Source organism: Mesorhizobium sp. M0633 (assembly GCF_040320645.1).
Taxonomy (GTDB): Bacteria; Pseudomonadota; Alphaproteobacteria; order Rhizobiales; family Rhizobiaceae; genus Mesorhizobium.
Map to the genome: position 1 here is coordinate 22,465 of NZ_JAMYQC010000036.1, position 21,629 is coordinate 44,093.

23 protein-coding genes are annotated in these 21,629 nt (G+C 62.0%); 14 read left to right on the plus strand and 9 right to left on the minus strand.

From position 1 onward, the window contains the following. Positions 1-30: 30 nt before the first annotated feature. Both NKI47_RS28565 and NKI47_RS28570 read right to left on the minus strand, forming a co-directional pair. Positions 31-2,112, minus strand: coding sequence for an ATP-dependent helicase (locus NKI47_RS28565; RefSeq protein WP_352594407.1), 2,082 nt, complete (start codon positions 2,110-2,112; stop codon positions 31-33). A 93-nt stretch (positions 2,113-2,205) separates the two neighbouring features. Continuing rightward, on the minus strand, positions 2,206-2,379 hold the full coding sequence (locus NKI47_RS28570) for a hypothetical protein (RefSeq protein ID WP_023677660.1): 174 nt from the start codon (positions 2,377-2,379) through the stop codon (positions 2,206-2,208). A 132-nt stretch (positions 2,380-2,511) separates the two neighbouring features. Between NKI47_RS28570 and NKI47_RS28575 the strand changes: the two genes are divergently transcribed. The 12 genes from NKI47_RS28575 to NKI47_RS28630 all read left to right on the plus strand — a co-directional run bounded on the left by NKI47_RS28575 (position 2,512) and on the right by NKI47_RS28630 (position 14,813). Then, complete coding sequence (locus NKI47_RS28575; RefSeq protein ID WP_023677659.1) at positions 2,512-2,691, plus strand: hypothetical protein; 180 nt, start codon at positions 2,512-2,514, stop codon at positions 2,689-2,691. 448 nt (positions 2,692-3,139) lie between these two features. Continuing rightward, positions 3,140-5,017, plus strand: a complete 1,878-nt coding sequence (locus NKI47_RS28580; RefSeq protein WP_352594408.1) for an ABC-F family ATP-binding cassette domain-containing protein — start codon at positions 3,140-3,142, stop codon at positions 5,015-5,017. A 127-nt stretch (positions 5,018-5,144) separates the two neighbouring features. Continuing rightward, positions 5,145-5,552, plus strand: coding sequence for an SMI1/KNR4 family protein (locus NKI47_RS28585; RefSeq protein ID WP_352594409.1), 408 nt, complete (start codon positions 5,145-5,147; stop codon positions 5,550-5,552). A gap of 69 nt (positions 5,553-5,621) precedes the next feature. Then, positions 5,622-7,730, plus strand: coding sequence for a molybdopterin-containing oxidoreductase family protein (locus NKI47_RS28590; RefSeq protein ID WP_352594410.1), 2,109 nt, complete (start codon positions 5,622-5,624; stop codon positions 7,728-7,730). A 56-nt stretch (positions 7,731-7,786) separates the two neighbouring features. After that, positions 7,787-8,485 (plus strand): DUF2270 domain-containing protein, encoded by a 699-nt coding sequence (locus tag NKI47_RS28595; RefSeq protein WP_352594411.1) that lies wholly within the window; start codon positions 7,787-7,789, stop codon positions 8,483-8,485. Between the two features lie 170 nt (positions 8,486-8,655). Continuing rightward, entirely contained in the window at positions 8,656-10,857 is a 2,202-nt protein-coding gene (locus NKI47_RS28600) for a cation:proton antiporter domain-containing protein (protein ID WP_502898091.1), read from the plus strand. 378 nt (positions 10,858-11,235) lie between these two features. Continuing rightward, entirely contained in the window at positions 11,236-11,475 is a 240-nt protein-coding gene (locus NKI47_RS28605) for a DUF680 domain-containing protein (RefSeq protein WP_023677654.1), read from the plus strand. A 245-nt stretch (positions 11,476-11,720) separates the two neighbouring features. Continuing rightward, positions 11,721-11,891: a hypothetical protein gene (locus NKI47_RS28610; RefSeq protein WP_352594413.1), complete on the plus strand. Its 171-nt coding sequence runs from the start codon at positions 11,721-11,723 to the stop codon at positions 11,889-11,891. A gap of 43 nt (positions 11,892-11,934) precedes the next feature. After that, the gene (locus NKI47_RS28615) at positions 11,935-12,870 is read left to right on the plus strand and encodes an IS1595 family transposase (RefSeq protein WP_352594429.1); all 936 of its coding nucleotides are present in this window, start codon (positions 11,935-11,937) and stop codon (positions 12,868-12,870) included. Between the two features lie 236 nt (positions 12,871-13,106). Next, positions 13,107-13,382, plus strand: coding sequence for a DUF3892 domain-containing protein (locus NKI47_RS28620; protein WP_352594414.1), 276 nt, complete (start codon positions 13,107-13,109; stop codon positions 13,380-13,382). A 62-nt stretch (positions 13,383-13,444) separates the two neighbouring features. Continuing rightward, entirely contained in the window at positions 13,445-14,365 is a 921-nt protein-coding gene (locus NKI47_RS28625; RefSeq protein WP_352594415.1) for a hypothetical protein, read from the plus strand. A 175-nt stretch (positions 14,366-14,540) separates the two neighbouring features. Beyond that, a complete protein-coding gene (locus NKI47_RS28630; RefSeq protein WP_023677653.1) occupies positions 14,541-14,813 on the plus strand; it encodes a DUF680 domain-containing protein in 273 nt (90 codons plus the stop codon). A gap of 110 nt (positions 14,814-14,923) precedes the next feature. Here NKI47_RS28630 and NKI47_RS28635 read toward each other — a convergent pair whose 3' ends face one another. The 7 genes from NKI47_RS28635 to NKI47_RS28665 all read right to left on the minus strand — a co-directional run bounded on the left by NKI47_RS28635 (position 14,924) and on the right by NKI47_RS28665 (position 19,670). Beyond that, positions 14,924-15,439 carry a SixA phosphatase family protein gene (locus tag NKI47_RS28635; RefSeq protein WP_023677652.1) on the minus strand — a complete coding sequence of 172 codons (516 nt, stop codon included), beginning with the start codon at positions 15,437-15,439 and terminating at the stop codon, positions 14,924-14,926. A 9-nt stretch (positions 15,440-15,448) separates the two neighbouring features. Then, entirely contained in the window at positions 15,449-15,781 is a 333-nt protein-coding gene (locus NKI47_RS28640) for a hypothetical protein (protein WP_023677651.1), read from the minus strand. Between the two features lie 50 nt (positions 15,782-15,831). Continuing rightward, a complete protein-coding gene (gene purN, locus NKI47_RS28645) occupies positions 15,832-16,539 on the minus strand; it encodes a phosphoribosylglycinamide formyltransferase (protein WP_023677650.1) in 708 nt (235 codons plus the stop codon). Next, positions 16,536-17,600, minus strand: a complete 1,065-nt coding sequence (gene purM, locus NKI47_RS28650) for a phosphoribosylformylglycinamidine cyclo-ligase (RefSeq protein WP_023677649.1) — start codon at positions 17,598-17,600, stop codon at positions 16,536-16,538. The genes purN and purM overlap by 4 nt, the downstream gene beginning before the upstream one ends. Positions 17,601-17,710: 110 nt before the next feature. Next, a complete protein-coding gene (locus NKI47_RS28655) occupies positions 17,711-18,118 on the minus strand; it encodes a hypothetical protein (RefSeq protein ID WP_352594416.1) in 408 nt (135 codons plus the stop codon). A 134-nt stretch (positions 18,119-18,252) separates the two neighbouring features. Then, positions 18,253-18,885: a hypothetical protein gene (locus NKI47_RS28660; RefSeq protein WP_352594417.1), complete on the minus strand. Its 633-nt coding sequence runs from the start codon at positions 18,883-18,885 to the stop codon at positions 18,253-18,255. A gap of 140 nt (positions 18,886-19,025) precedes the next feature. Next, the gene (locus tag NKI47_RS28665; protein WP_352594418.1) at positions 19,026-19,670 is read right to left on the minus strand and encodes a glutathione S-transferase family protein; all 645 of its coding nucleotides are present in this window, start codon (positions 19,668-19,670) and stop codon (positions 19,026-19,028) included. A 200-nt stretch (positions 19,671-19,870) separates the two neighbouring features. Between NKI47_RS28665 and NKI47_RS28670 the strand changes: the two genes are divergently transcribed. Next, positions 19,871-20,428 (plus strand): CDP-alcohol phosphatidyltransferase family protein, encoded by a 558-nt coding sequence (locus NKI47_RS28670; protein WP_023677645.1) that lies wholly within the window; start codon positions 19,871-19,873, stop codon positions 20,426-20,428. Then, a complete protein-coding gene (locus NKI47_RS28675; RefSeq protein ID WP_031212006.1) occupies positions 20,400-21,626 on the plus strand; it encodes an AI-2E family transporter in 1,227 nt (408 codons plus the stop codon). The genes NKI47_RS28670 and NKI47_RS28675 overlap by 29 nt, the downstream gene beginning before the upstream one ends. Positions 21,627-21,629: the final 3 nt, after the last annotated feature.

Below are 21,629 nucleotides of genomic sequence, written 5' to 3' on the forward strand. Positions count from 1 at the left end.
GGCGAGCAGCGCCGACGTCGAGGCGGGTGCCTATTTCCACATGCCGCGCATGCGGGCGCCGAGGTCGACACGCACCTGCGGCTGGCGGCGCGGATCGTCTCTGGCCTGGACGCTGGCCCATGCCACCTGCTCGAAGGCGCCGAGGATAGAGCGCGGGATGAAGCGCGTGCGCGAGGCGTAGACATGGCGGTCGCCGCGCGCCGCCTGGCCGTGGACGAAAAAGCGATGCGGCATGACCAGGTGCAGGCTGTCCTTGGCCCGCGTCATCGCCACGTAGAGCAGCCGCCGCTCCTCGTCGACGTCCTCCTTGCTGCCGACGCCGAGATCGATCGGGATGCAGCCGTCGACGGTGTTGAGCACGAAGACGTTCTTCCACTCCTGCCCCTTGGCCGAATGGATCGTCGACAGGATCAGATAATCCTCGTCGCGGTGCGGCGGGCCGGCCTCGTCGCTGGTCGCGTCCGGCGGATCGAGTGTCAGCTCGGTGAGGAAGCGCTCGCGCGACGCATAGCCGGAAGCGATCTGCTCGAGCTGCAGGAGATCGGCCCGGCGCGTCGTTGCATCCTCGTGGATACGTTCCAGATGCGGCTCGTACCAGAGCCTGACCTGTTCGATGTCGGCCGGCCATTTTTGCGCGCCGGCGCGCAGGCCGCTATAGAGCGCGACAAAGCCCGGCCAGTCGTCGGCGGCACGCTGCGGCGGCCGATAGCGGGCAAGCCCCATCGTCTCGTCAAGCGAATTTGCCATGGTCTCGACGATCGCATTGGCGGCCGAAGGGCCGATGCCCGGCAGAAGTTGCAGCACGCGAAAGCCGGCGACGCGGTCGCGCGGGTTTTCGGCAAAGCGCAGTACGGCCAGCAAGTCCTTGACGTGAGCTGCATCGAGGAATTTCAGCCCGCCGAACTTGACGAAGGGGATGTTGCGGCGCGTCAGCTCGATCTCCAGCGGGCCGCTATGGTGAGAGGCGCGAAACAGCACCGCCTGTGCTTTGAGAACGGTGCCGGCCTCGCGTTCGGTGAGTATCGCTTGGCAGACATAGCTCGCCTGCTCGGTCTCGTCGCGCACGCTCACCAGCTTCGGCTTTTCCGCCGATTTGCGCTCGGTCCAGAGATTTTTGGTGAAACGTTCCGACGCTTCGCCGATCACCGCATTGGCTGCCGCCAGGATGGTCTCGGTCGAGCGGTAGTTGCGCTCCAGCATGACGACCTCGGCCGGCTGCGCGAACTGCTTCGGAAAATCCAGGATATTGCGCACTTCCGCGGCGCGGAACGAATAGATCGACTGCGCGTCGTCGCCGACCACCGTCAGCCCCGATCCGTCGGGCTTGAGGGCCGTCAGGATCGAGGCCTGCAGCCGGTTGGTGTCCTGGTATTCATCGACCAGCACCTGGTCGAAACGTGCACCCAGATGCGCGGCGATTTCCGGCTCGCCGGCCATCTGCGCCCAGTAGAGCAGCAGGTCGTCGTAATCGAGCACGTTCTGCGCCTGCTTGGCCTCGACATATCGGGCGAACAATTGCTTCAGCTGTTCGGCCCAGCCGGCGCACCACGGGAACACCGAACCCAGCACCTCGCCGAGCGGCGCCTGTGCGTTGACGGCGCGCGAATAGATCGCAAGGCAGGTGCCCTTGGTCGGGAAGCGGGCTTCGGTCTTCGAAAACCCAAGCTCGTGGCGGGCGAGGTTCATCAGGTCGGCGGAATCCTCGCGATCGTGGATGGTGAAGGCCGGATCGAGACCGATCTCCAGCGCATAATCGCGCAGCAGCCTGGCGCCGATGCCGTGGAACGTGCCGGCCCAGCTCAGCGCATCGGTAATCACCGAGGCATCGCGCCCCAGCACCTCGCCGGCGATGCGCTCGACCCGCTTGGCCATTTCCGCTGCGGCACGGCGCGAAAATGTCATCAAAAGGATGCGGCGCGGGTCGGCACCCCTGACGATCAGATGCGCGACCCGGTGCGCCAGCGTGTTGGTCTTGCCGGAGCCGGCGCCGGCAATCACCAGCAACGGCCCGGCGATCTTGCCGTCGCCATGTTCGACGGCAAGCCTCTGCTCGGCGTTGAGCTTCGCCAGATAGGCCGGCTGGAAGGACGAATCACGGGCGGCGAGGTTCATCGCCCATCAAGCATCGTTTCTGCTTTGTTCGCAACGGTTTGCGGAGCCGGAATAGGGCCCGTGAGCGAGAAGCCTTGCGGGCAGGCCTGTCGACTAACGCTCGGGCTCGACGCCCATCCTTGCCGATTGCCGCCGCAGCGCCTCGCGATCGTCCTGTGGCGGTGGCAACAGCAGCGGATCAAAATCGTCGGGCACCTCGTCGATCACTTTCTTGGCGACGCGATAGGCAACATAGACGATTGCCCCGGCGATGAGCAGACGGATCATGCCTTCCTCCATTGATTGTGCAGCAACCGGAGACGCGGCATTTTGTTCCCAGGCCCCTTGGCGAATGCGGGAACGACACCGGCCGCGCAACCAAATCGCCGACGCCTCGTTGTCGGGCGAGAGGAGACTGCGATGAAAAAGCGCTCAATCCTGCTGCTTATGGCAGCTCTGACTGTTGCGGGTTGCGACAACAATATCCAGCCGACCAAGGCCCCTGGCGACACGGTCGATCAGAACCCGCAGGTCGACAAGAATCCGGTGCCGAAGTCGACGACCGGCGGCGATCAGCCCGGCACGCCGCCGAAACAATGACCGCCTCAAATGGCGTCGGCGCCGGTCAAGGAAGGTGGCCGGCGCCGCTTGGGAGGAAGCTGATGGCGCCGGCCAGGCGGAGATCAGGCCCGCCGCACATCCAAGGATAGCCGAGTCTTTCCGCAGCGTCATGGTCGATAGCGTACAGACGGCACGCCCCTGTGGACAAACCTGCCGGCCACAGCAGCATTTGTTCATCACATAGTTCGTTCTTCCCAAGGAACAAACCGGGCTCCTGCGTGTTTGGATGTCGATCGGACGCTCCCAAGGCCGCCGTTCACGAAAGAGCCCGCTCTCCTTGTCCCCCCTCAGGATAGCGGGTTCTTTTTGCGTTTTGCGGGAAGTCGCGGCGCGGCGGGCTGACTTGCTTGCCGGTTTTCGCGCCTTATGCGGCGAACCGGGGCTCAAGCCCTTGCGAAGCATGGTTGTCCCGTGCAAAAGCCCGGCCATGCTGATCATCAACGACCTTTCGCTCCGCATGGCCGGACGCCTGCTTCTCGACCATGCCTCACTGACCTTGCCGGCCGGCAGCAAGGCTGGCCTTGTCGGCCGCAACGGCACCGGCAAGACGACCTTGTTCAAGGCGATCACCGGCGATCTCGCCTCCGAAACCGGCTCGATCAGCCTGCCCAAGAACACGCGCATCGGTCAGGTGGCGCAGGAAGCGCCGGGCACCGAGGAGCCGCTGATCGAGATCGTGCTCAAGGCCGATCTTGAACGGAGTGCGCTGCTCGAAGAGGAAAAGACGGCGACCGATCCGCACCGCATCGCCGACATCCACATGCGGCTGGCCGATATCGATGCGCACTCGGCCGAGTCACGCGCGGCCACCATTCTCGCCGGCCTCGGCTTCGACGACGCCGCACAACGGCGCCCGGCCTCGTCCTTCTCCGGCGGCTGGCGCATGCGCGTCGCGCTGGCCGCCGTGTTGTTTGCCGAGCCCGATCTGCTGCTGCTCGACGAGCCGACCAATTATCTCGATCTCGAAGGCACGCTGTGGCTGGAAAACTACGTATCGAAATACCCGCACACCGTGCTGCTGATTTCGCACGATCGCGACCTGCTCAACCGCGCCGTCAACTCGATCGTCCATCTCGACCAGAAGAAGCTGACCTTCTGGCGCGGCGGCTACGACCAGTTCGAGCGTCAATACACCGAGCAGCGCGAATTGCAGGAGAAGGGCCGCGTCAAGCAGGAAGCCGCGCGCAAGCACATGGAATCCTTCGTCGAGCGCTTCCGCGCCAAGGCGTCGAAGGCGAGGCAGGCGCAGTCGCGCATCAAGGCATTGGAGAAGATGAAGCCGATCGCCGCGATCGTGAACGACGCGGTGCGGCCGTTCTCCTTTCCGGAGCCGGTGAAGTCGGTGGCCTCGCCGATCATTGCGCTGAACAACGTCAACGTCGGCTACATCGAGGGCGAGCCGATCCTGAAGAAGATGACGCTGCGCATCGATGCCGACGACCGCATCGCGCTGCTCGGCGCCAACGGCAACGGCAAGTCGACTTTCGCCAAGCTTTTGGCCAGCCGGCTGAAGCCGGAGACCGGCAGCATGACGGTGGCGCCCGGGCTGAAGGTAGCAATCTTCGCCCAGCACCAGCTCGACGACCTCAGGCCCGACGAAAACGCCTATGAGCATGTCCGCCGGCTGATGCCGGAGGCGCCGGAATCCAAGGTGCGCGGCCGCGTCGCCCAGTTCGGCCTGACCACCGAAAAGATGAATACCGCCGCCAAGGATCTGTCTGGCGGCGAAAAGGCGCGGCTGCTGATGGGCCTGTCGGCCTTCGAGGGGCCGAACCTGTTCATCCTCGACGAGCCGACCAACCATCTTGATATCGACAGCCGTGAATCGCTGATCCATGCGCTGAACGATTTTCCCGGCGCGGTCATCCTGATCTCGCACGACCGCCATCTGCTCGAAGCGACCGCCGACCGGCTGTGGCTGGTCAAGGACGGCGCGGTTAATCCGTATGACGGCGATCTCGAGGATTACAAGACGCTGGTCACCGGCGTCTCCGGCGACCGCCGCGGCAAGCGCGAGGCGGACAAAGCCTCGAAGGCCGACCGCCGCCGCGATGCGGCCGCGCGCCGCGCCGCCTTCGAGCCGCTGGCCAAGGAAATCCGCGCCACCGAAGCGCTGATGGACCGCCTCCGCAAGCGCATCGACCTGATCGAGGACGAACTCGCCAACCCGGCCGTCTACGAAAAGGACCCCTCGACCGCGACAAGGCTGGCCAAGGAGCGCTCACAACTTGCGCAACAGCTGGCCGGCCATGAGGAAAAATGGCTGTCGATGTCGGCGGAGTACGAGGAAGGCACGGCGGAGTAGGAAGAGCGCAATCTCCCCCCTCGCGGGGGAGATGCCGCGCCTACGACGCGTTGCTCAAGCCTGTCGCGGTCATGTGGCCGGGTACGTTCCCGGATACCCAAATGGTTCGCGGTAGGAGGTGAATGAGATGCTTGAAGGTCGGGAGTGGCGCAAAAAAGATGGAGCGTCAGACGAAGCGATCGAGAAACTCAGGGACGTGGGGCCTTTGGTCCTGCCTGAAAGCTATGTTGCCCTTCTCTCTTTCAGCAACGGTGGTGAGGGCCCCCTGCCAGTCCAGCCGCTATGGCTTGCCTTGCACGCTGCGGAAGAGGTGATCGAAATAGAGCAACAGGGGACATTCAAGGAGTTCTTTCCGGGTTTTTTCGTTATCGGCAGCAACGGGGGCGGCGAGGCGATTGCGTTCGATCTACGCACAGTGGGGCTTTATCCGCTCGTTGCGTTTGACATGACAAATATCGATCTTGTCGAAAGCGTTTGGCCCATTGCGCCGGACTTTGATGCATTCTTGGACTTGATCGGCCTTTCCGACGAATAGCCCAGAGGGGGATGTAGGCCCGCCCATCTGGCCCTACACGCCGCTATCACAACCGGCTAGTTTGCTCCCATGAATCAGCACGCCAAGCTCAAAATCGGCCATTCGGCCTGTCCGCATGATTGCCCTTCGACCTGCGCGCTCGAGGTCGAACTGCTCGACGAAAAGCGCATCGGCCGTGTCCATGGCGCCAAATCCAACAGCTACACGGCCGGCGTCATCTGCGCCAAGGTCGCCCGCTATGCCGACCGCGTCCATCATCCCGACCGCCTGCTGAAGCCGCGGGTCCGTGCCGGCGCCAAGGGCGACGGCGCCTGGAAGGAATCCAGCTGGGAGGCGGCGCTCGATCTGGTCGCTGAAAAATTCATCGCGGCGGAGGCAAAATACGGCTCGGAGACGGTCTGGCCCTATTACTATGCCGGCACGATGGGGCTGGTGCAGCGCGACGGCATCGAGCGGCTCAGGCACGCCAAAAAATACTCCGGCTTCTTCGGTTCGATCTGCACCAATCTGGCCTGGACCGGCTGGATGATGGGCGCCGGCGCGCTGCGCGGCCCCGACCCGCGCGAAATGGCAAAGTCCGACTGCGTGGTGATCTGGGGCACCAACGCCGTGGTCACGCAGGTCAACGTCATGACTCACGCCATCAAGGCGCGCAAGGAACGCGGCGCCAAGATCGTCGTCATCGACGTCTACGAAAATGCAACGATGAAGCAGGCCGATCTCGGCCTGGTGCTGAAGCCCGGCACCGACGGCGCGCTGGCCTGCGCGGTCATGCATGTGCTGTTCCGTGACGGCATGGCCGACCGCGCCTATCTGGAAAAATACACCGACGATCCGCACGGCCTGGAAGCGCATCTTAAGACGCGGACGCCGCAATGGGCCGCTGACATCACCGGGCTTTCCGTCGACGAAATCGAGGCCTTCGCCCGTCTCGTCGGCACGACGAAGAAGACCTATTTCCGCCTCGGCTACGGTTTTTCGCGGCAGCGCAACGGTTCGGTCAACATGCATGCCGCAGCCTCGATCGCGGCGGTCACCGGCTGCTGGCAGTATGAGGGCGGCGGCGCCTTCCATACCAATTCGGGCATCTTCAAGCTCAACCAGGAACTGCTCGAAGGCACACGGATGCGCGACCCCGCGATCCGTCATCTCGATCATTCGCGCATCGGCCCGGTGCTGACCGGGGCTGAGGATGCGCTCTATGGCGGCCCACCGGTGACGGCGCTACTGATCCAGAACACCAATCCGGTCAATGTCGCGCCGGAGCAGCGGCTGGTGAAGCAAGGTTTTCTGCGCGACGATCTGTTTTCCTGCGTGCATGAGCAGTTCATGACCGACACCGCCAAGCTCGCCGATGTGGTGCTGCCGGCGACGATGTTTCTCGAGCATGACGACGTCTACAAGGGCGGCGGCAACCAGCACATCACACTCGGGCCGAAGCTGATCGACCCGCCGGAAGGCCCGCGCACCAACCATTTCGTCATCGAGGAGCTCGGCAAGAGGCTCGGTGTCGCCGACCGTCCGGGCTTCGGCATGACCGAGCAGCAGCATATCGATATCATCCTGGGCAAGCGCGGGCTGGGCAGCTTTTCGAGCCTGAAAGAGCAGAAATGGGTCGATTTGCAGCCGGATTTCGAGGCGGCGCATTTCCTCGACGGCTTCGGCCATGCCGACAAGAAGTTCCATTTTCGCGCCGACTGGACGGGCCAGGCGTCGCCCAACCGGCCACCGAAAAGCATGGGCCTCTTCGGGCCTGTGCAGCGGCTGCCGGAATTCCCCGACCATGTCGACCTGATCGAGGTGGCGGACGCGGCGCACCCGTTCCGGCTGACCACCTCGCCGGCGCGCAATTTCCTCAATTCGACCTTTGCCGAAACGCCGGTATCGCAGGCAAAAGAGCGCCGGCCGGAGCTGCTCGTGCATCCCGATGATGCGGCGGCACTCGGCGTCGCCGACGGTGGCCGCATCGAGGTCGGCAACCAGCGTGGCGAAGTGGTGCTGCACGCAAAACTGTTCGACGGCATCAAGCGCGGCGTGGTAGTCGCCGAAGGCATCTGGCCCAACAGCGCCCATGAGCGCGGCGAGGGCATCAACGTGCTGACCGGCGCCGATGCGCCGGCGCCCTATGGCGGCGCCGCCTTCCACGACAACAAGGTCTGGCTGCGCCCGGCGGATTGAGCGTCGGAACGATATCTCCATCCGGCCGTTTTCGCGTGGCGGGTGGAGGCATTGTCATGGCAGAAGTGTTGCCGGCGCCGGATCCCATCGGAAGGACACTGTCGTCCGGCGAACTCGTAACCACGATGTCCCACTTTCATCGCGCCGAGATTGCGCGCATGGCTGGGTGGCGTGACCGCCTGGACCGGACGAGCAACTGGGCGATAACCGTTGTCGCAGCCATGCTGTCCGTTTCGCTTTCGACAGCCAGCGCTCACCATGGCGTGCTGCTGTTTGCCATGCTGCTTGTTCTGCTGCTGCTGTGGATAGAGGCCCGCCGATATCGCTTCTTCGACTTCTATCGGGCTCGCGTGCGCCAGTTCGAACGGCACTATTTCGCGCAGATATTCTCGCCGCAGCCGGACTTCGCGTCCGATTGGCTGTTGATCGTCGGCGAGAGCCTGCGCGCGCCGAAATTCCTGATTTCGCAACGCGTGGCTTTGGCGCGCCGCCTGCGTCGCAATTACATCCACATGCTGCTGATTCTGCTGCTGGCCTGGATCCTCAAACTGTCGACCCCCAGTCTTCTGGCCGAAGGCGTCCGCATCGGCTTCGTCGGGTCGATGCGTGAGGCCGTCACCAGTGCTGCCCTGGGTCCCGTTCCTGGTGGCGCCATCGTCGTGCTGGTCGCCGTCCTCTATGCAGGCCTGCTGGTGACAGCCTTTCTGACAGAGAGCGACGACGGCGAACTCTCCTTCGGTGACGTCCACGTCTAGCAACGCAACGCCCTGTCGCGCGTTGTTGGACACGTGCATTGGGCGATGGGGGTTTCATGGCTTGGCAGGCTCCGACACGTTCCAGCCTGACACTGCTGGTTTGCGCTTTCGTCCCCGCGGGCGCGGCCTGGGCAGCGGAGACGCTCGTTGCCGGTACCCGGGCCTCCGGCATGGGTGGTTCGGGCGAAGGCGCTTTCGTCGCCGAGATCGTGCTTCTGCTGCTTGTTGGGCGCGGCCTGGGCGAAGTGCTGCAGCGTTATGGCCAGCCGGCAATCATGGGCCAACTGATCGGCGGCATCCTGCTCGGTCCTTCGCTGTTCGGCTGGCTGTGGCCGTCGGCCCAGCACCTGATCTTTCCCAGCGATCCTGCGCAAAAGGGCATGATCGACGCCGTCTCGCAGCTCGGCATCCTGATGCTGCTTTTGCTGACCGGCATGGAGACGGACCTGCGGCTGGTGCGCCGGGTTGGCGCGGCATGTTTTTCCATTTCGGCAACCGGCATTGTGGTGCCCTTCATCTGCGGTTTCGCGCTTGCGCAATTCCTGCCGGACGCACTGCTGGCCGACGCGACGCAACGCACCGTCGCCGGGCTGTTCCTGGGCACCGCGCTGTCGATCTCGTCGGTCAAGATCGTCGCCATGGTGGTGCGCGAGATGAACTTCATGCGCCGCAACCTCGGACAGGTGATTATTTCCTCGGCGATTATCGAGGACACGATCGGCTGGCTTATCATCGCCGTAACCTTCGGCATCGCCACCAATGGCAGGCTGCAGTTCGCGCCGCTGGTGACCACCATCGCCGCAGTGGCACTGTTCATGGTGTTCTCCTTCACCATCGGCCGCCGTCTTGTCTTCACCTTGATCCGCTGGACCAACGATCAATTCCGCAGCGAGTTTGCGGTGATCACCATGATCCTCATCATTATGGGCGTGATGGCGCTGATCACCAACATGATAGGCGTCCATACCGTGCTGGGGGCGTTCGTCGCCGGTATCCTTGTCGGGGAATCGCCCATCCTCTCCAGCCATATCGAAGGCCAACTTCGCGGCGTCATCACCGCGCTGTTCATGCCGATCTTCTTCGGCATGGCGGGGCTTTCCGCCGATCTCACCGTGCTTGCCGATCCGACGCTTGCCATGCTGACGGGCGCTCTCGTGGTCATCGCCAGCATCGGCAAGTTTGGCGGCGCCTTCATCGGCGCCAAGCTCGCCGGCATGTCGTTCAAGGAAGCAATCGCCGTCGGCAGTGCCATGAACGCGCGCGGCTCGACCGAGGTGATCGTCGCCAGCATCGGCCTGTCGATGAACATCCTGTCGCACAATCTCTTCACCATGATCGTCACCATGGCCGTGATCACCACCTTGGCCATGCCGCCGATGCTGCGCTGGGCGCTCGGCCGGCTGCCGGTTGGGCACGACGAGCAACAGCGTGTCGAGCGCGAGGCGTTGGACGAATACGGCTTCATTTCCAGGCTGGAGCGGCTGCTGGTGCTGGTCGACGACAGCAGGATCGGCAAGTTCACTGCATATCTCGCCGGACTGGTCGGCGGAGGCAGCGGCATGCCCACCACCTTGCTTCAGCCGAAGGACGGCCGAATTGACAGGCCAACCGACAGCAAAGGACAGGAGCGCACCCTGAAGGAAATCAAGAAGGGTGCAAAAAAAAGCGCCCGGGCGGTGAAACGGATTGAAGATACGCTTGTCGGCAAAGTCCACCTGACGGCCCGCACCGAATTGGAAGCCACCGGTGAGACGATCGCCGAAGAGGCCCGCAAGGGATACGGCCTGCTGCTGGTCGGGCTTGACAATGTGCTGACCGCCGATGGCGCCTTCGCGCCGGCCCTCAACGACATTGCCGGAGGATTTGACGGCCCGCTTTGCCTGGTCCTGAACGGCGGCAATGCTGCCGAAAAGATGCCGACGCTGAAGGCCGGCACCAGCATTCTCGTCCCCGTCAACGGTACTCAAGTGGCGCGTCGCGCCGCCGACTTGGCGCTGGCGCTGGCCCGTCCAAACCGGGCGCGGGTCAAGATACTTTACGTCTCGCAAACGGCAGCCAAGGGCCGAAGATTGACATCCGTGTCGCATAGCCGCGAAGAGGCCGTCCTGAAAGACATCGCTGATCTGGCGGGCCGCTACGGCCTGCATATCGACACAGCGTTCCATACCCGCGTCACACCCGACAAGGCGATCACCCGGGAGGCGGCCAAAGGCGCGGCGATCGTCGTGATGGGCGTCACCCAACGTCCGGGTGAGGACCTGTTCTTCGGTGAAACCGCCGGCGCTGTTTTAGCCGCCTGCAACTGCCCCGTCGTGCTTCTGGCCAGCGCGCGGCCCAAGCACGACGCCGCTGGCGCTGAGCTGGCAGCGTGAATTTCACGGCGCATTGATCCGTCGGCAGGAATGTCGATCGAGCTTCTGAAAGCGCTTATCAGCCAAACGTAAAAGAACTCGAACCGAACGGTTCGGTTCTGTTGACAGAGAGTGCAGGAAAGGGTGAACGCCGGCTCAAAGAATGTTCGCGCGGCAAATCACCACTGACCGCATAACTAGTTGAAAAGAAATAAGAACATTGTGGCGCCAGGAGCTGCATGTCGAATTTCAAGCGGCCAATTTGGCGCACCCGTACAAAATTTTCGTGATTGGAAACGACAGACTTGCCGACCCATCTCGGGGTGGTCCGAGCGACGCGAATTCCTCCCGAGGCACGCCACTTGACGGACAGACCAAAGAACTACCGGAGTACCCGAAATGACCAAGCTCGCTCTTACCGCCGCCGCCGCCATCCTCGTTGCCACCGGCACTGCTTTTGCCGGCAGCGACCATTATGGCTCGGACAACGTCAACCAGCCGGCCGCTGCTGCTGCTGCCAACGTCGACAACACCTTCACCGGTTCGATCCGCAAGCCAGTTACTTCCGAGCATACCGGTGCCAAGATAACCTCCGAGTCGGTGGCGCCTGAATCCGGCCAAGGCATCTGGGGCCGCTGATTATCACGGCCCGCACCACAAAGAGCGGCGGGCTTGGCCCGCTACTCTTGCTTTCGCGTATCAACGGGCGTGTGCGCCGAATAGCATCCTGCGCCAATCGAATACTTTGATTTGCAGGTTTCATCTGTAGCCACAATCTCGGTTGCTGAAATCGTCCAGCAACGTGCACATCGGAAAAGCGGCAATTATCGGCTTGACGTACCACGGCTTACTTGATAGGATCGCTTCAATTCAGAGGCACTCCCATGACACCGATCAAATACGCCCAGCTTCATTTCGCAACTGACGCTTTGGTCGAGCGGCTTTCGGGGCCTGACGTGTTCTCTCTGCATTTCCCGACCGAACAGGGCGGCTGCACGGTGACGCTTGATCAGCCCACACTAGAACAACTCAGTCCCGTATTGCCTACGCGCTGAAGCCTCTATCTCCGCCCGAAGGGCAGAAGTGACCTTAATCGCCATGAAACTCACCAATCCCATTTACACTGACGAAAACAAGGCTCGCGAGCACCTTGAAAGCCTGCATTGGCCGCATGGTCCGAACTGCCCTCATTGCGGCAATGCCAATCCCGACCGCATCACCAAGCTTATGGGCAAGTCCACGCGCCCCGGCGTCTACAAGTGCAAGGAATGCCGCAAGCCGTTCTCTGTGACTGTCGGCACCCTCATGGAGCGCAGCCACATCAAAATCAACGTATGGCTTGCCGCGATGCATCTGTTGACCGCATCGAAGAAAGGCATGAGCGCGCACCAAATGCACCGCATGTTGGGTATCACCTACGAAAGCGCTTGGTTCCTTTGCCATCGCCTTCGTGAAGCCATGCGCGACGATCCCAAGTCGTCGGGTCCGCTTGGCGGCAAGAACAAGGTTGTCGAGGCCGACGAAGCCTATGTCGGCGGCAAGGCGAAGAACCGCGCACATCGCGAGCCTGCCCCGAAGAAAGCCGTTCTGTCGCTTGTCGAGCGCGACGGGCGCGTTGCCTCTTTCCATGTCGCCAACGTGACCGCTGCTACCGTGCGCCCGATCATCGTGACGACCGCCGACCGCGCCAGCGCCCTTATGACCGACGAGAGCGGCATCTATCCGCGTCTCGGCAGGGAGTACGCCAGTCACGGCACCGTGAACCATTCGGCCAATGAATACGCCCGCCTCGGCGGCTTCATGCACATCAACACTGCCGAGAATTTCTTTTCGATCCTGAAGCGCGGCATCAATGGCGTTTACCATCAAGTCAGCGAAGCGCATCTGCACCGCTACCTTGCCGAGTTTGATTATCGCTACAACAACCGCATCGGCCTTGGCGTCACTGACACCGAACGCTGCGAACGCGCCATCAATGGCATGGTCGGGAAGCGCCTTACCTATCGGCGGGCTAACGAAGCCGGTCACGCTTAAGCAAAAGGCGCGAAAGCTGTTGATGAAACGAAAGAAGAACAAAAAGCCGTGTGGGTAAAACCCAAACGGGGGACTCTTCGGCTGATTTACCCTTAAAGTTGAAAACGGCGGTGATTCGCAGTCACCGCCGTTAATGCAACCAAGCCACAGGACGGCTAGGCACATGACATTCGCCAAACTAAACCTACGGGTGATTACGTCAAGCCGTCCTGTGGCCGCACACAGGAAAAATACCTATGACCGGCACTTTCCAAGTTACATGCCATAAGCCTGACAACGCCGATGCGGATCGCCGACTTCAAGGAGTTGGCGGGCCGGGCGGCAATGGGTGGTATAGAACCGTAGATCAGATGATCACCCTAATTGGGGGTGGAGACCGCTTCTGGACTGCGGATCGCAATCGCAACACCGTTTGGCTTGTGGTCGCGGTCCGGAACGGACGTAAGTACATCAAGACCGACGCCGACGGCATTGAGCCTAACAATCTCTTGGCGCTCCCTCACTGTCCTTAGAGCCGTCCGGCGCCACAAGCTTCTTCCCCTTCCCGGTCTTATGATCGGGAGGGGTTTTAACCTTGGTCGGCTTGCCGGGCTTCGGTTTTGGCGGCGTGCTCAAAACGCGCTTCGCCAGATCGTCGCGGCGCTGGTCTGCCTTATCCTGGTTCTTGCCTTTGGGGGATTCTGACATGGACGCAACCATCCTAAAAGACGCCCTCTTTCAAGCAGGGTTAAAGGTCCACCGGGCCGACTGCCACCGTCAAGAGGCGGAGACGTGGTTTTCCCAATACCTGCAAAGTGATTTCTGCCGAGTCGTCATCGACAAGGATGCTGAGACCGGACACCAACTTGTCCGTGCCGTGGCTGACAAGCTGCCAACTGACATAGTCCTCGCCATCGGCGACACCTTCCACAATCTTAGCTCCGCGCTCGATTATGTCATGACCGGCATGATGCGCGCGGCAAACGTCTCTACGACGCGCGTAAGTTTCCCGACCGACGAATCTAGGAACGCACTTCGTAAGTCCTTCATGCCCCCCAAACCCGGAAAAGGTGCGCCACCCAATCGTCGAATAGTGGAAAACTTCCCCGCCCTCGTAATGGTCCTTCTCACAAAGATAAAACCTTACCGTGGAGGGAATTTTCGCCTTTGGGAGATTCGGAAGGCCGACAACATCGACAAGCACAACCTTATCATTCCCACCGTCGCCGTCACCCAATTGCATGGCGTCTACTTGGCAGACGAGCATGGGAATGCTTGGCAGGGCTGTTCTTTCAAGCTCGGGCCCGGGGGAACACTCAATGCAATCCAGTATGGGATAACCGGAGATATCGAAATACGCGATAAGGGACAGCCTACCGCCAGCATAACATTTCCCCAAGGCGCGGAAGTCTTTGCCGGTGATCCTGTTTTCCCAACGCTCATGCAGTGCGTTCAGCTCGTCGCTGAAGCCATCGATCTTATCGAAGCGGGGTGCACTAAGCACTTCTCCAAATGATTTATCGGTGCCGGCCTGTCGCGAATCAGTAGACATTGCAAACCTTGGTACGTCAAGCCGATAGTTGCCGGAAAACAAGCCGGGTGCGTATTCGTCGGCGCGGACAGCGCTCTCATCTCGAATGCGTCGAAAGCAACGACAACTCACGAATGACCAGTACACTGGAGTACCTGAAATGACCAAGATTGCTCTTACCGTCGCCACCATCGTCCTCGTCGCCACGGGCAGCGCCTTTGCAGGCAGTGATCACTATGGTTCGGACGGCGTCAACCAGCCGGCCGCGGCTGTTGGCAACGCGCCTGTCGGCACCATCGACAGCGGGTTTACCGGTTCCATCCGCAAGCCGCTGACGACCGAGCACAACGCCGTCGACACCGAGGCGACGACCCGGTTCGGCACGGATCAACCCGTAGTGCCCCAATCTGGCCGGGGCAACTGGGGCCGATAGTTCCTCAAACCCCGGAGCACGAAGAGCGGCGGGCTTGGCCCGCCGTTTTTGTTTGGGCAAAGCCCGGTCGGTCGAAAGGATCGGCGATCCCCGGGCCTGTTGGTAAATCCCTAACGCAGATCCTTCGGCCAAATGCAGTGCGTCAGCCGGGCGCTGCCGAAGGTGAGACCGGCCCAATCGCCATCGACGTCGAACCGAGCCAGGGCCGCGGTGGGGTATTTTTCCGCCAGTTTTTTCAGCGCCGCTTCATCAGATCCAGCCCCGGCAAGACCGCGCGCGAACTCCTCCAACCCGGGATTGTGGCCAAGCACCAGCAGCGTTCCGGTCCCCGCCTTCACTTGCCGCACCTTGGCGAGGATGTCCGCCGCCGCTGCCTCGTAAAGCGCCTGGGCAGATTTGGCCTGCACCTTCGCCGGCAATTCCGCCGAGACCAGCCGCCACGTGTCGCGGGTGCGCAGCGCCGGCGACACCAGCGCCAGCTCCGGCAGCCAGCCGCGCCGGGCCAGTTCGCGCCCGACCAGTGGTGCTGCCTTCAGCCCGCGCGCGGACAGCGGCCGGTCGAAGTCGATGAGGTCGGGATCGTCCCAACTCGACTTGGCGTGACGCAGGAGCAGCAGTTGCTTCATGGATTCAACTCAAGTCCAAGGGATGTCGGGCTGAAAGTCTTTCCCATATCCGCCGCCATGTCTTGCACCTGTGACGGTATCAAAACTCGCCCAAAGTGCACCAAAGATGAACAGGCCTACACGCCGTTCATCTTTATCCCATCTGACCAAAATGTCTGCTTCAGTGATGGCCCAATCGCCCGATCGAACGTGAATTGCACCGACGACGGGACCTACTCGTCCGTCCTCGATCCGACAGAGATAAAAATATGCCGTGGCACTTTTCGGATCGCCCGCCTCGTCGTACTCGAAGACGCCGGCGAGATCACGCTTTGTCCGGATCGCGCTGTCGAAAACGTCCATTGATCTATTCTGTCATTCCCCGGCGATTAATTGGCCGTTTCCGCGGACCCTTACGGCGTGATCCGTGCCAGATGCTCGAGATCGGTCTCTTCGCGCAGCGGGTCGGGCGCGATCACCACTGACGTGGCGTTGTCGGCATCGTCGGCGAAGCGCGAAAACACCGTGCGGCCGCCTTCCATTCGCGCCTTGCCTTCGGCGACAAGGCCCAACGCCAGCGGATAAAGTTGGTGCTCGGCCTTGAGCACGCGCGCGGCCAGCGTATCCTCATTGTCGCCAACCATCACCGGCACGGCGGCCTGGGCGATGATCGGCCCGTCATCCATGTCGAGCGTGACGAAATGCACCGTGCAGCCATGGATGCGCATGCCTGCGCGGAGGGCCCGCGCATGCGTATCCAGCCCCTTGAAGGCAGGCAGCAGGGCAGGGTGGATATTGATCATGCGGCCCTGCCACTTCTCGACGAAGCGCGCGCCGAGGATGCGCATATAGCCGGCCAGCGCGACGATCTGGGCGCCGAACGACAAGAGGGCCGCATCGATCGCCTCGTCATGCGCTTGCTTGCTGGCATAGTCGGAGCGCGAAATCACTCTGGTGGCGATGCCGCGCGCCGCGGCGATGCCAAGGCCGGCGGCATTGGCGCGGTCGGAGATGACGCCGACGATCTCGGCCGGATAGGCCGGGTTGCTCGCCGCCGCAACCAGCGCCGTCATGTTGGAGCCGCGCCCCGAGATCAGTACGACCGTCCGTTTCCTGGTCATAGGCCAATCGAGCCCCGATAGATGACGCCGGCATCGCGGCGCGGCACGATCTGGCCGATCGGCGTCACCGTCTCGCCGGCCTCCTGCAGAACGGCAGCGACCTGCGCCGCCTGGCCGGAGGCGACGACCAGGATCATGCCGATGCCGCAATTGAAGGTGCGCATCATCTCTTCCGGCGCGACGCCGCCGGTCTTGGCCAGCCACGAGAACACCGGCGGCACCTCGATGGCGCCGAGATCGAGCTCGGCCGAAAAATCCTTGGGCAGAACGCGCGGGATATTTTCGGGAAAGCCGCCGCCAGTGATATGGGCCAGCGCCTTGATGCCATGTGTGTTGCGGATCGCCTTGAGGATCGACTTGACGTAGATGCGCGTCGGCTCGAGCAGCGCCTCCGCCAGCGTCGCCTCGTCATTGAACGGCGCCGGATCGCCCCAGCCAAGGCCGCTTACGGCGACGATGCGGCGGACCAGCGAAAAGCCGTTCGAATGCAGGCCCGACGAGGCGAGGCCGAGCAGCACGTCGCCTTCGACGATGTCGTCGGTCGGCAGCAGCTGGCCGCGTTCGGCGGCACCGACGGCAAAGCCGGCAAGGTCATAATCCTTGTCGTGATACATGCCGGGCATTTCCGCCGTCTCGCCGCCGATCAGCGCGCAACCGGCCTGCCGGCAGCCCTCGGCGATGCCGCCGACGATCGAAGCACCCTGGTCGGGATCGAGCTTGCCGGTGGCGAAATAGTCGAGGAAGAACAGCGGCTCGGCGCCCTGCACGACGATGTCGTTGACGCACATGGCGACCAGGTCGATGCCAATCGTGTCATGCTTGCCGGCGTCGATGGCGATCTTCAGCTTGGTGCCGACGCCGTCATTGGCGGCGACCAGCACCGGATCGGTGAAGCCGGCTGCCTTGAGGTCGAACAGGCCGCCGAAGCCGCCGATCTCGCCATCGGCGCCCGGCCGGCGGGTGGCGCGCACCAGCGGCTTGATCTTCTCGACCATGAGGTTGCCGGCATCGATGTCGACGCCCGCTTCGGCATAGGTGAGCCCGTTCTTGCGCTTGCTCATTTCCGGCGCCTGCTCATCTGTTGCGCTTGCCTGTCGCTGTTTTCACTCGCGTGCGGGCTCTTCGCATGAACGGTTTTGCCCCGCAAGGCAAGCGCGCGATTAATGGTGTTTCAGTTGGATGCCGCGGGAACCGGGCGTGATACACTCCAACAGTAAAAAGAAATCCCTGCCAGAATTGCGGCGAGGCCTCCGACGGTGGCAAGAGACCTGATCTCACCGTCGAAGGGCAGGGTCCCATACGAGAAGCCGGCGGCGATCAAAGCCGCCGCGGCAGTCCACAGACCTGGATTTGCAGCGACTGACCTTGAGAAAACGAACGCGACGACAGCGGCGGTCAGCCAGAGGGGCCAAGAGACGACCACGCCTACGGCCAGATAAAGAGCGAAGGTCGAAAGAAGATCCTGCGCTGCCACGTTGCGGTGCGAGGCTCCGAAAAATGCGAAGACCAAAAGACTTTCCGTCAGTCCGGCCAGATAACAAAGCGTTACTCGCCAAGCGATTGTGATTCTCTGCGCCATCGTCATTCAGCAGTGGGGAAATAGGCTGTCGCTTCACGGGCTCTTCGCATGAACGGCCGCACCTCGCAAGGATGACGGCGGGATCAGACGGTCTTGGCTCGACAAAGGAGTGGACAGTCGCCCAAGCTGCCCCCTTATGGACGCCCCTCTCGTTCCGCCAGAACCATGTCGACGCGGTCGAGTTGTGCCTTGGCGTAGCCGCTCAGCGCTATTCCGCCATTGTTCGTTCGAATCCAGTGCACAGCCTGCTTAACCCGCTCGTAGTGCCCAAGTTCGATTTCGCAGGCAATCAGCGCGAGGATTCGAACTGCGAAGGGCTGTGTGAATTCGTAAGGTTTGTCGAGCAACTCGCTATGTCCGGCGACGTAACTGGCGAGGTCCGGGTTCTGAGCCCTGATCCTTCGCGCCAGCTCGACATATTTCCCCAGCAACCTATCTATGCTCGTCTGGTCAAGGTGCTCGAAGTAACGAGCATAAGCTTTCAGCTCATTGTTAAATATCGTTTCAGGATGAAACTGCGACAGTCCGGGCCAGATCCATTTTTTGCCGTACAGCCTTTCAAGCAACGGCCTGACGGTAAGAAAGTCCAGGTAAACGAGCATGTTCAAATGAACATCGCCATGGCTTGCAGTAAAGGCCTCTTCGAGAATCAGGCTGATATCGTCGCTCCGGTCGACTTCGAAGACGCCTTTCCGGATGCGGCGAAAGCCATGTCCCGTCATGAACGTATCGAGATACTTACGCGCTTCGCCAACGGCCAAAGACAAGGTTCCACTCCCTCTCTGTTGCGCATCGTGCCTTGCTAGCGGCCTATTAGTCCATCCACAGCGCGCCTTGTTTCCTAACGGCCAAAGGATAGCGCGCTTCGGGCTCGCTTCCATTTGGTTAGTTCAACGCTGGCTATTCTTCACGCCCCCTCTGCGTTGATTGCAAATTGCGCGGCGAAAGCCCGGATATAAGCCGGCCGAGCTTCCCCGCGCGCTACATAGGCAGCCAAGTTTTGATATTCGTCCAAAATGCCTGACATTCTTAGTCGCAGCAGCACCGATACCATCAATAAATCGCCTGCGCTGAACGTATCATCGAGCCAGTCGGCGACGCCCAAGTGGGCCGAGAGTTTGTCCAGCCGAGCGCGAACACGGTCCTTTACCAACGGCAAGCGCTCCTCGCTCCAAGGCTTGTCACGTTCGAATATTCTTGCCGTCGTTAATTCGAGGATCGGCGGCTCGACGGTGTTAAGTGCGGCAAACATCCACGTGATCGCACGCGCGCGGGCATTGCGATCCTTCGGCAGCAATCCCGCATGCTGCTCAGCAAGATGAAAGACGATCGAGCCGGTCTCGAACAGCGAGAGAGAACCTTCCTCATAGGTGGGGATCTGGCCGAAGGGATGGATGCCCAGATGTTCAGGCGCCTTCATCTCTGCGAAGGAAACAAGACGAACCTCATACGGCTGCCCCACTTCTTCGAGCGCCCAGCGAACGCGCGTATCACGCGCCAGTCCCTTGCCGCCATCGGGCGATCGTTCAAATGCTGTGATAGTGATTGTCATCGCGTCCGTTTCCTTGCCTGGGCGAATTCTTCGGCTTCCTATCGTGAGACGAATGAGTTTCCCCGAAATCGACATTGGTCTTGAACTATTTCATTGCTGGCGCCCTCGTGGGGAGATTGGCAGCTTCGGTGTCGCTTCTCACTTGCCGTAACCCTCCATCTCCATCATGTATCGACAAACAAGAGCGACGGGATATGCGTTTGACCATCCCCAACATGATCACGATCATGCGCTTCGTGCTGGTGCCGGCCGTGGTGCTGGCCATGCTGCAGGAACGCTGGGACTGGGCGTTTGCCGGCTTCCTCATTGCCGGCATTTCCGACGGCGTCGACGGCTTCATCGCCCGCCATTTCAATCAATTTTCCAGGCTCGGCGCCTATCTCGATCCGATGGCCGACAAGCTGCTGCTGGTCTCGGTTTTCGTGGTCCTGGGCTTCAGCGGCGAACTGCCGCTGTGGCTGGTCGTTACCATGGTGTCGCGCGACGCACTGATCGTCTGCGCCGTGCTTTTGTCCACCGTCATGGCGCATCCCGTCGAGATGAAGCCGCTCCTGGTGTCGAAGGCCAACACCGCGATCCAGATCGTGCTGGCGGCAGTGGTGTTGGGCGAACTCGCCTTCGACATCCGTCTCGATCCGCTGAGGCCGGCCCTCATATTGCTGTCCGGGGTCTTGACCGTGGCTTCGGCCGCGGCCTATCTCGTGGCTTGGCTGAGGCATATGAGCGGCTATGGCGAAGGCTCCACACCCGGCACCTGAACGCGGGGCACCTGACCACCGGGCACCTGACGAACGGTCCATCGACGCCGAGGCCGAAGCCGCGGCAGCGGAGGCTGCGGCATCGGCGTCGTTTCGCCGGCAGATCCGCTTCTGGCTGGTCAGCGCCATCATCCTCGCCGTCTTCCTCTATGTCTTCAGCGGCATCCTTCTGCCGTTCGTCGCCGGCATGGTGCTCGCCTATTTCCTCGATCCTGTGGCCGACCGGCTGGAGCGGCTCGGCCTGTCCAGGCTGATGGCAACGGTGGTCATCCTGATCGCCTTCATCGTCGTCCTGGTGCTGGCCGTCGTCATCCTGGTTCCGGTGCTCGCCTCGCAGATGGCTGATTTCGCCAGCAAGCTGCCGGACTATCTGACCCGGCTGCAGGGCCTGATCACCAGCTTCGACCCGAAATGGCTGGAAGAAAAATTCGGCGTCGACGCCAACGGGCTGCGCGAAGGCCTGAACTCGCTGCTGACCTCCGGCTTCGGCCTCCTGACCACCGTCTTCACCTCGATCTGGAGCTCCGGCGTGGCGCTGGTCTCGGTCGTCAGCCTGTTCGTGGTAACGCCGGTCGTCGCCTTCTACATGCTGCTCGACTGGGACCGCATGGTGGCAATCGTCGACAGCTGGGTGCCGCGCGATTACGTCAAGACCGTCAGGACGATCGCCAGGGACATCAACACGGCAACCGCCGGCTTCGTGCGCGGACAGGGCACGCTGTGCCTGGTGCTCGGCGCCATGTACGCCACCGGCCTGACACTGACGGGCCTGAATTTCGGCATCCTCATCGGTCTGTTCGCCGGGCTGATCTCCTTCATCCCCTATGTCGGCTCGCTGACCGGCCTGGTGCTGGCCGTCGGCGTCGCCTTCGTCCAGTTCTGGCCAGACTGGACCATGATCGCGGCGGTGGCCGGTGTGTTCTTCGTCGGCCAGTTCATCGAGGGCAACATCCTGCAGCCCAGGCTGGTCGGCAAAAGCGTTGGCCTGCATCCGGTATGGCTGATGTTTGCGCTGTTTGCCTTCGGCGCGCTGTTCGGCTTCGTCGGCCTGCTGATTGCCGTGCCGGCTTCCGCCGCCGTTGCCGTTCTGGTGCGTTTCGCCATCGCCCGCTATCTGGAATCGCCGCTCTACAAGGGCCATGCCGACGAGCCGGTGCCGCCGCTGCAGGTGCGGCGCCGCGGGGGCGCGCGCGGTTGAGCC

Excerpts from the sequence above, each read along its gene's own strand:
- NKI47_RS28575 (WP_023677659.1), top strand. The coding sequence starts at position 2,512 with ATGAAAAAGCGCTCAATCCTGCTGCTTATGGCAGCTCTGACTGTTGCG.
- NKI47_RS28620 (WP_352594414.1), top strand. The coding sequence starts at position 13,107 with ATGACCGGCACTTTCCAAGTTACATGCCATAAGCCTGACAACGCCGAT.
- NKI47_RS28675 (WP_031212006.1), top strand. The coding sequence starts at position 20,400 with ATGGCGAAGGCTCCACACCCGGCACCTGAACGCGGGGCACCTGACCAC.
- NKI47_RS28585 (WP_352594409.1), top strand. The coding sequence starts at position 5,145 with ATGCTTGAAGGTCGGGAGTGGCGCAAAAAAGATGGAGCGTCAGACGAA.
- NKI47_RS28630 (WP_023677653.1), top strand. The coding sequence starts at position 14,541 with ATGACCAAGATTGCTCTTACCGTCGCCACCATCGTCCTCGTCGCCACG.
- NKI47_RS28640 (WP_023677651.1), bottom strand. The coding sequence starts at position 15,781 with ATGGACGTTTTCGACAGCGCGATCCGGACAAAGCGTGATCTCGCCGGC.
- NKI47_RS28580 (WP_352594408.1), top strand. The coding sequence starts at position 3,140 with ATGCTGATCATCAACGACCTTTCGCTCCGCATGGCCGGACGCCTGCTT.
- purN (WP_023677650.1), bottom strand. The coding sequence starts at position 16,539 with ATGACCAGGAAACGGACGGTCGTACTGATCTCGGGGCGCGGCTCCAAC.
- NKI47_RS28655 (WP_352594416.1), bottom strand. The coding sequence starts at position 18,118 with ATGGCGCAGAGAATCACAATCGCTTGGCGAGTAACGCTTTGTTATCTG.
- NKI47_RS28605 (WP_023677654.1), top strand. The coding sequence starts at position 11,236 with ATGACCAAGCTCGCTCTTACCGCCGCCGCCGCCATCCTCGTTGCCACC.
- NKI47_RS28590 (WP_352594410.1), top strand. The coding sequence starts at position 5,622 with ATGAATCAGCACGCCAAGCTCAAAATCGGCCATTCGGCCTGTCCGCAT.
- NKI47_RS28635 (WP_023677652.1), bottom strand. The coding sequence starts at position 15,439 with ATGAAGCAACTGCTGCTCCTGCGTCACGCCAAGTCGAGTTGGGACGAT.
- NKI47_RS28615 (WP_352594429.1), top strand. The coding sequence starts at position 11,935 with ATGAAACTCACCAATCCCATTTACACTGACGAAAACAAGGCTCGCGAG.
- NKI47_RS28610 (WP_352594413.1), top strand. The coding sequence starts at position 11,721 with ATGACACCGATCAAATACGCCCAGCTTCATTTCGCAACTGACGCTTTG.
- NKI47_RS28665 (WP_352594418.1), bottom strand. The coding sequence starts at position 19,670 with ATGACAATCACTATCACAGCATTTGAACGATCGCCCGATGGCGGCAAG.
- NKI47_RS28565 (WP_352594407.1), bottom strand. The coding sequence starts at position 2,112 with ATGAACCTCGCCGCCCGTGATTCGTCCTTCCAGCCGGCCTATCTGGCG.
- NKI47_RS28595 (WP_352594411.1), top strand. The coding sequence starts at position 7,787 with ATGGCAGAAGTGTTGCCGGCGCCGGATCCCATCGGAAGGACACTGTCG.
- purM (WP_023677649.1), bottom strand. The coding sequence starts at position 17,600 with ATGAGCAAGCGCAAGAACGGGCTCACCTATGCCGAAGCGGGCGTCGAC.
- NKI47_RS28600 (WP_502898091.1), top strand. The coding sequence starts at position 8,656 with ATGGGTGGTTCGGGCGAAGGCGCTTTCGTCGCCGAGATCGTGCTTCTG.
- NKI47_RS28570 (WP_023677660.1), bottom strand. The coding sequence starts at position 2,379 with ATGATCCGTCTGCTCATCGCCGGGGCAATCGTCTATGTTGCCTATCGC.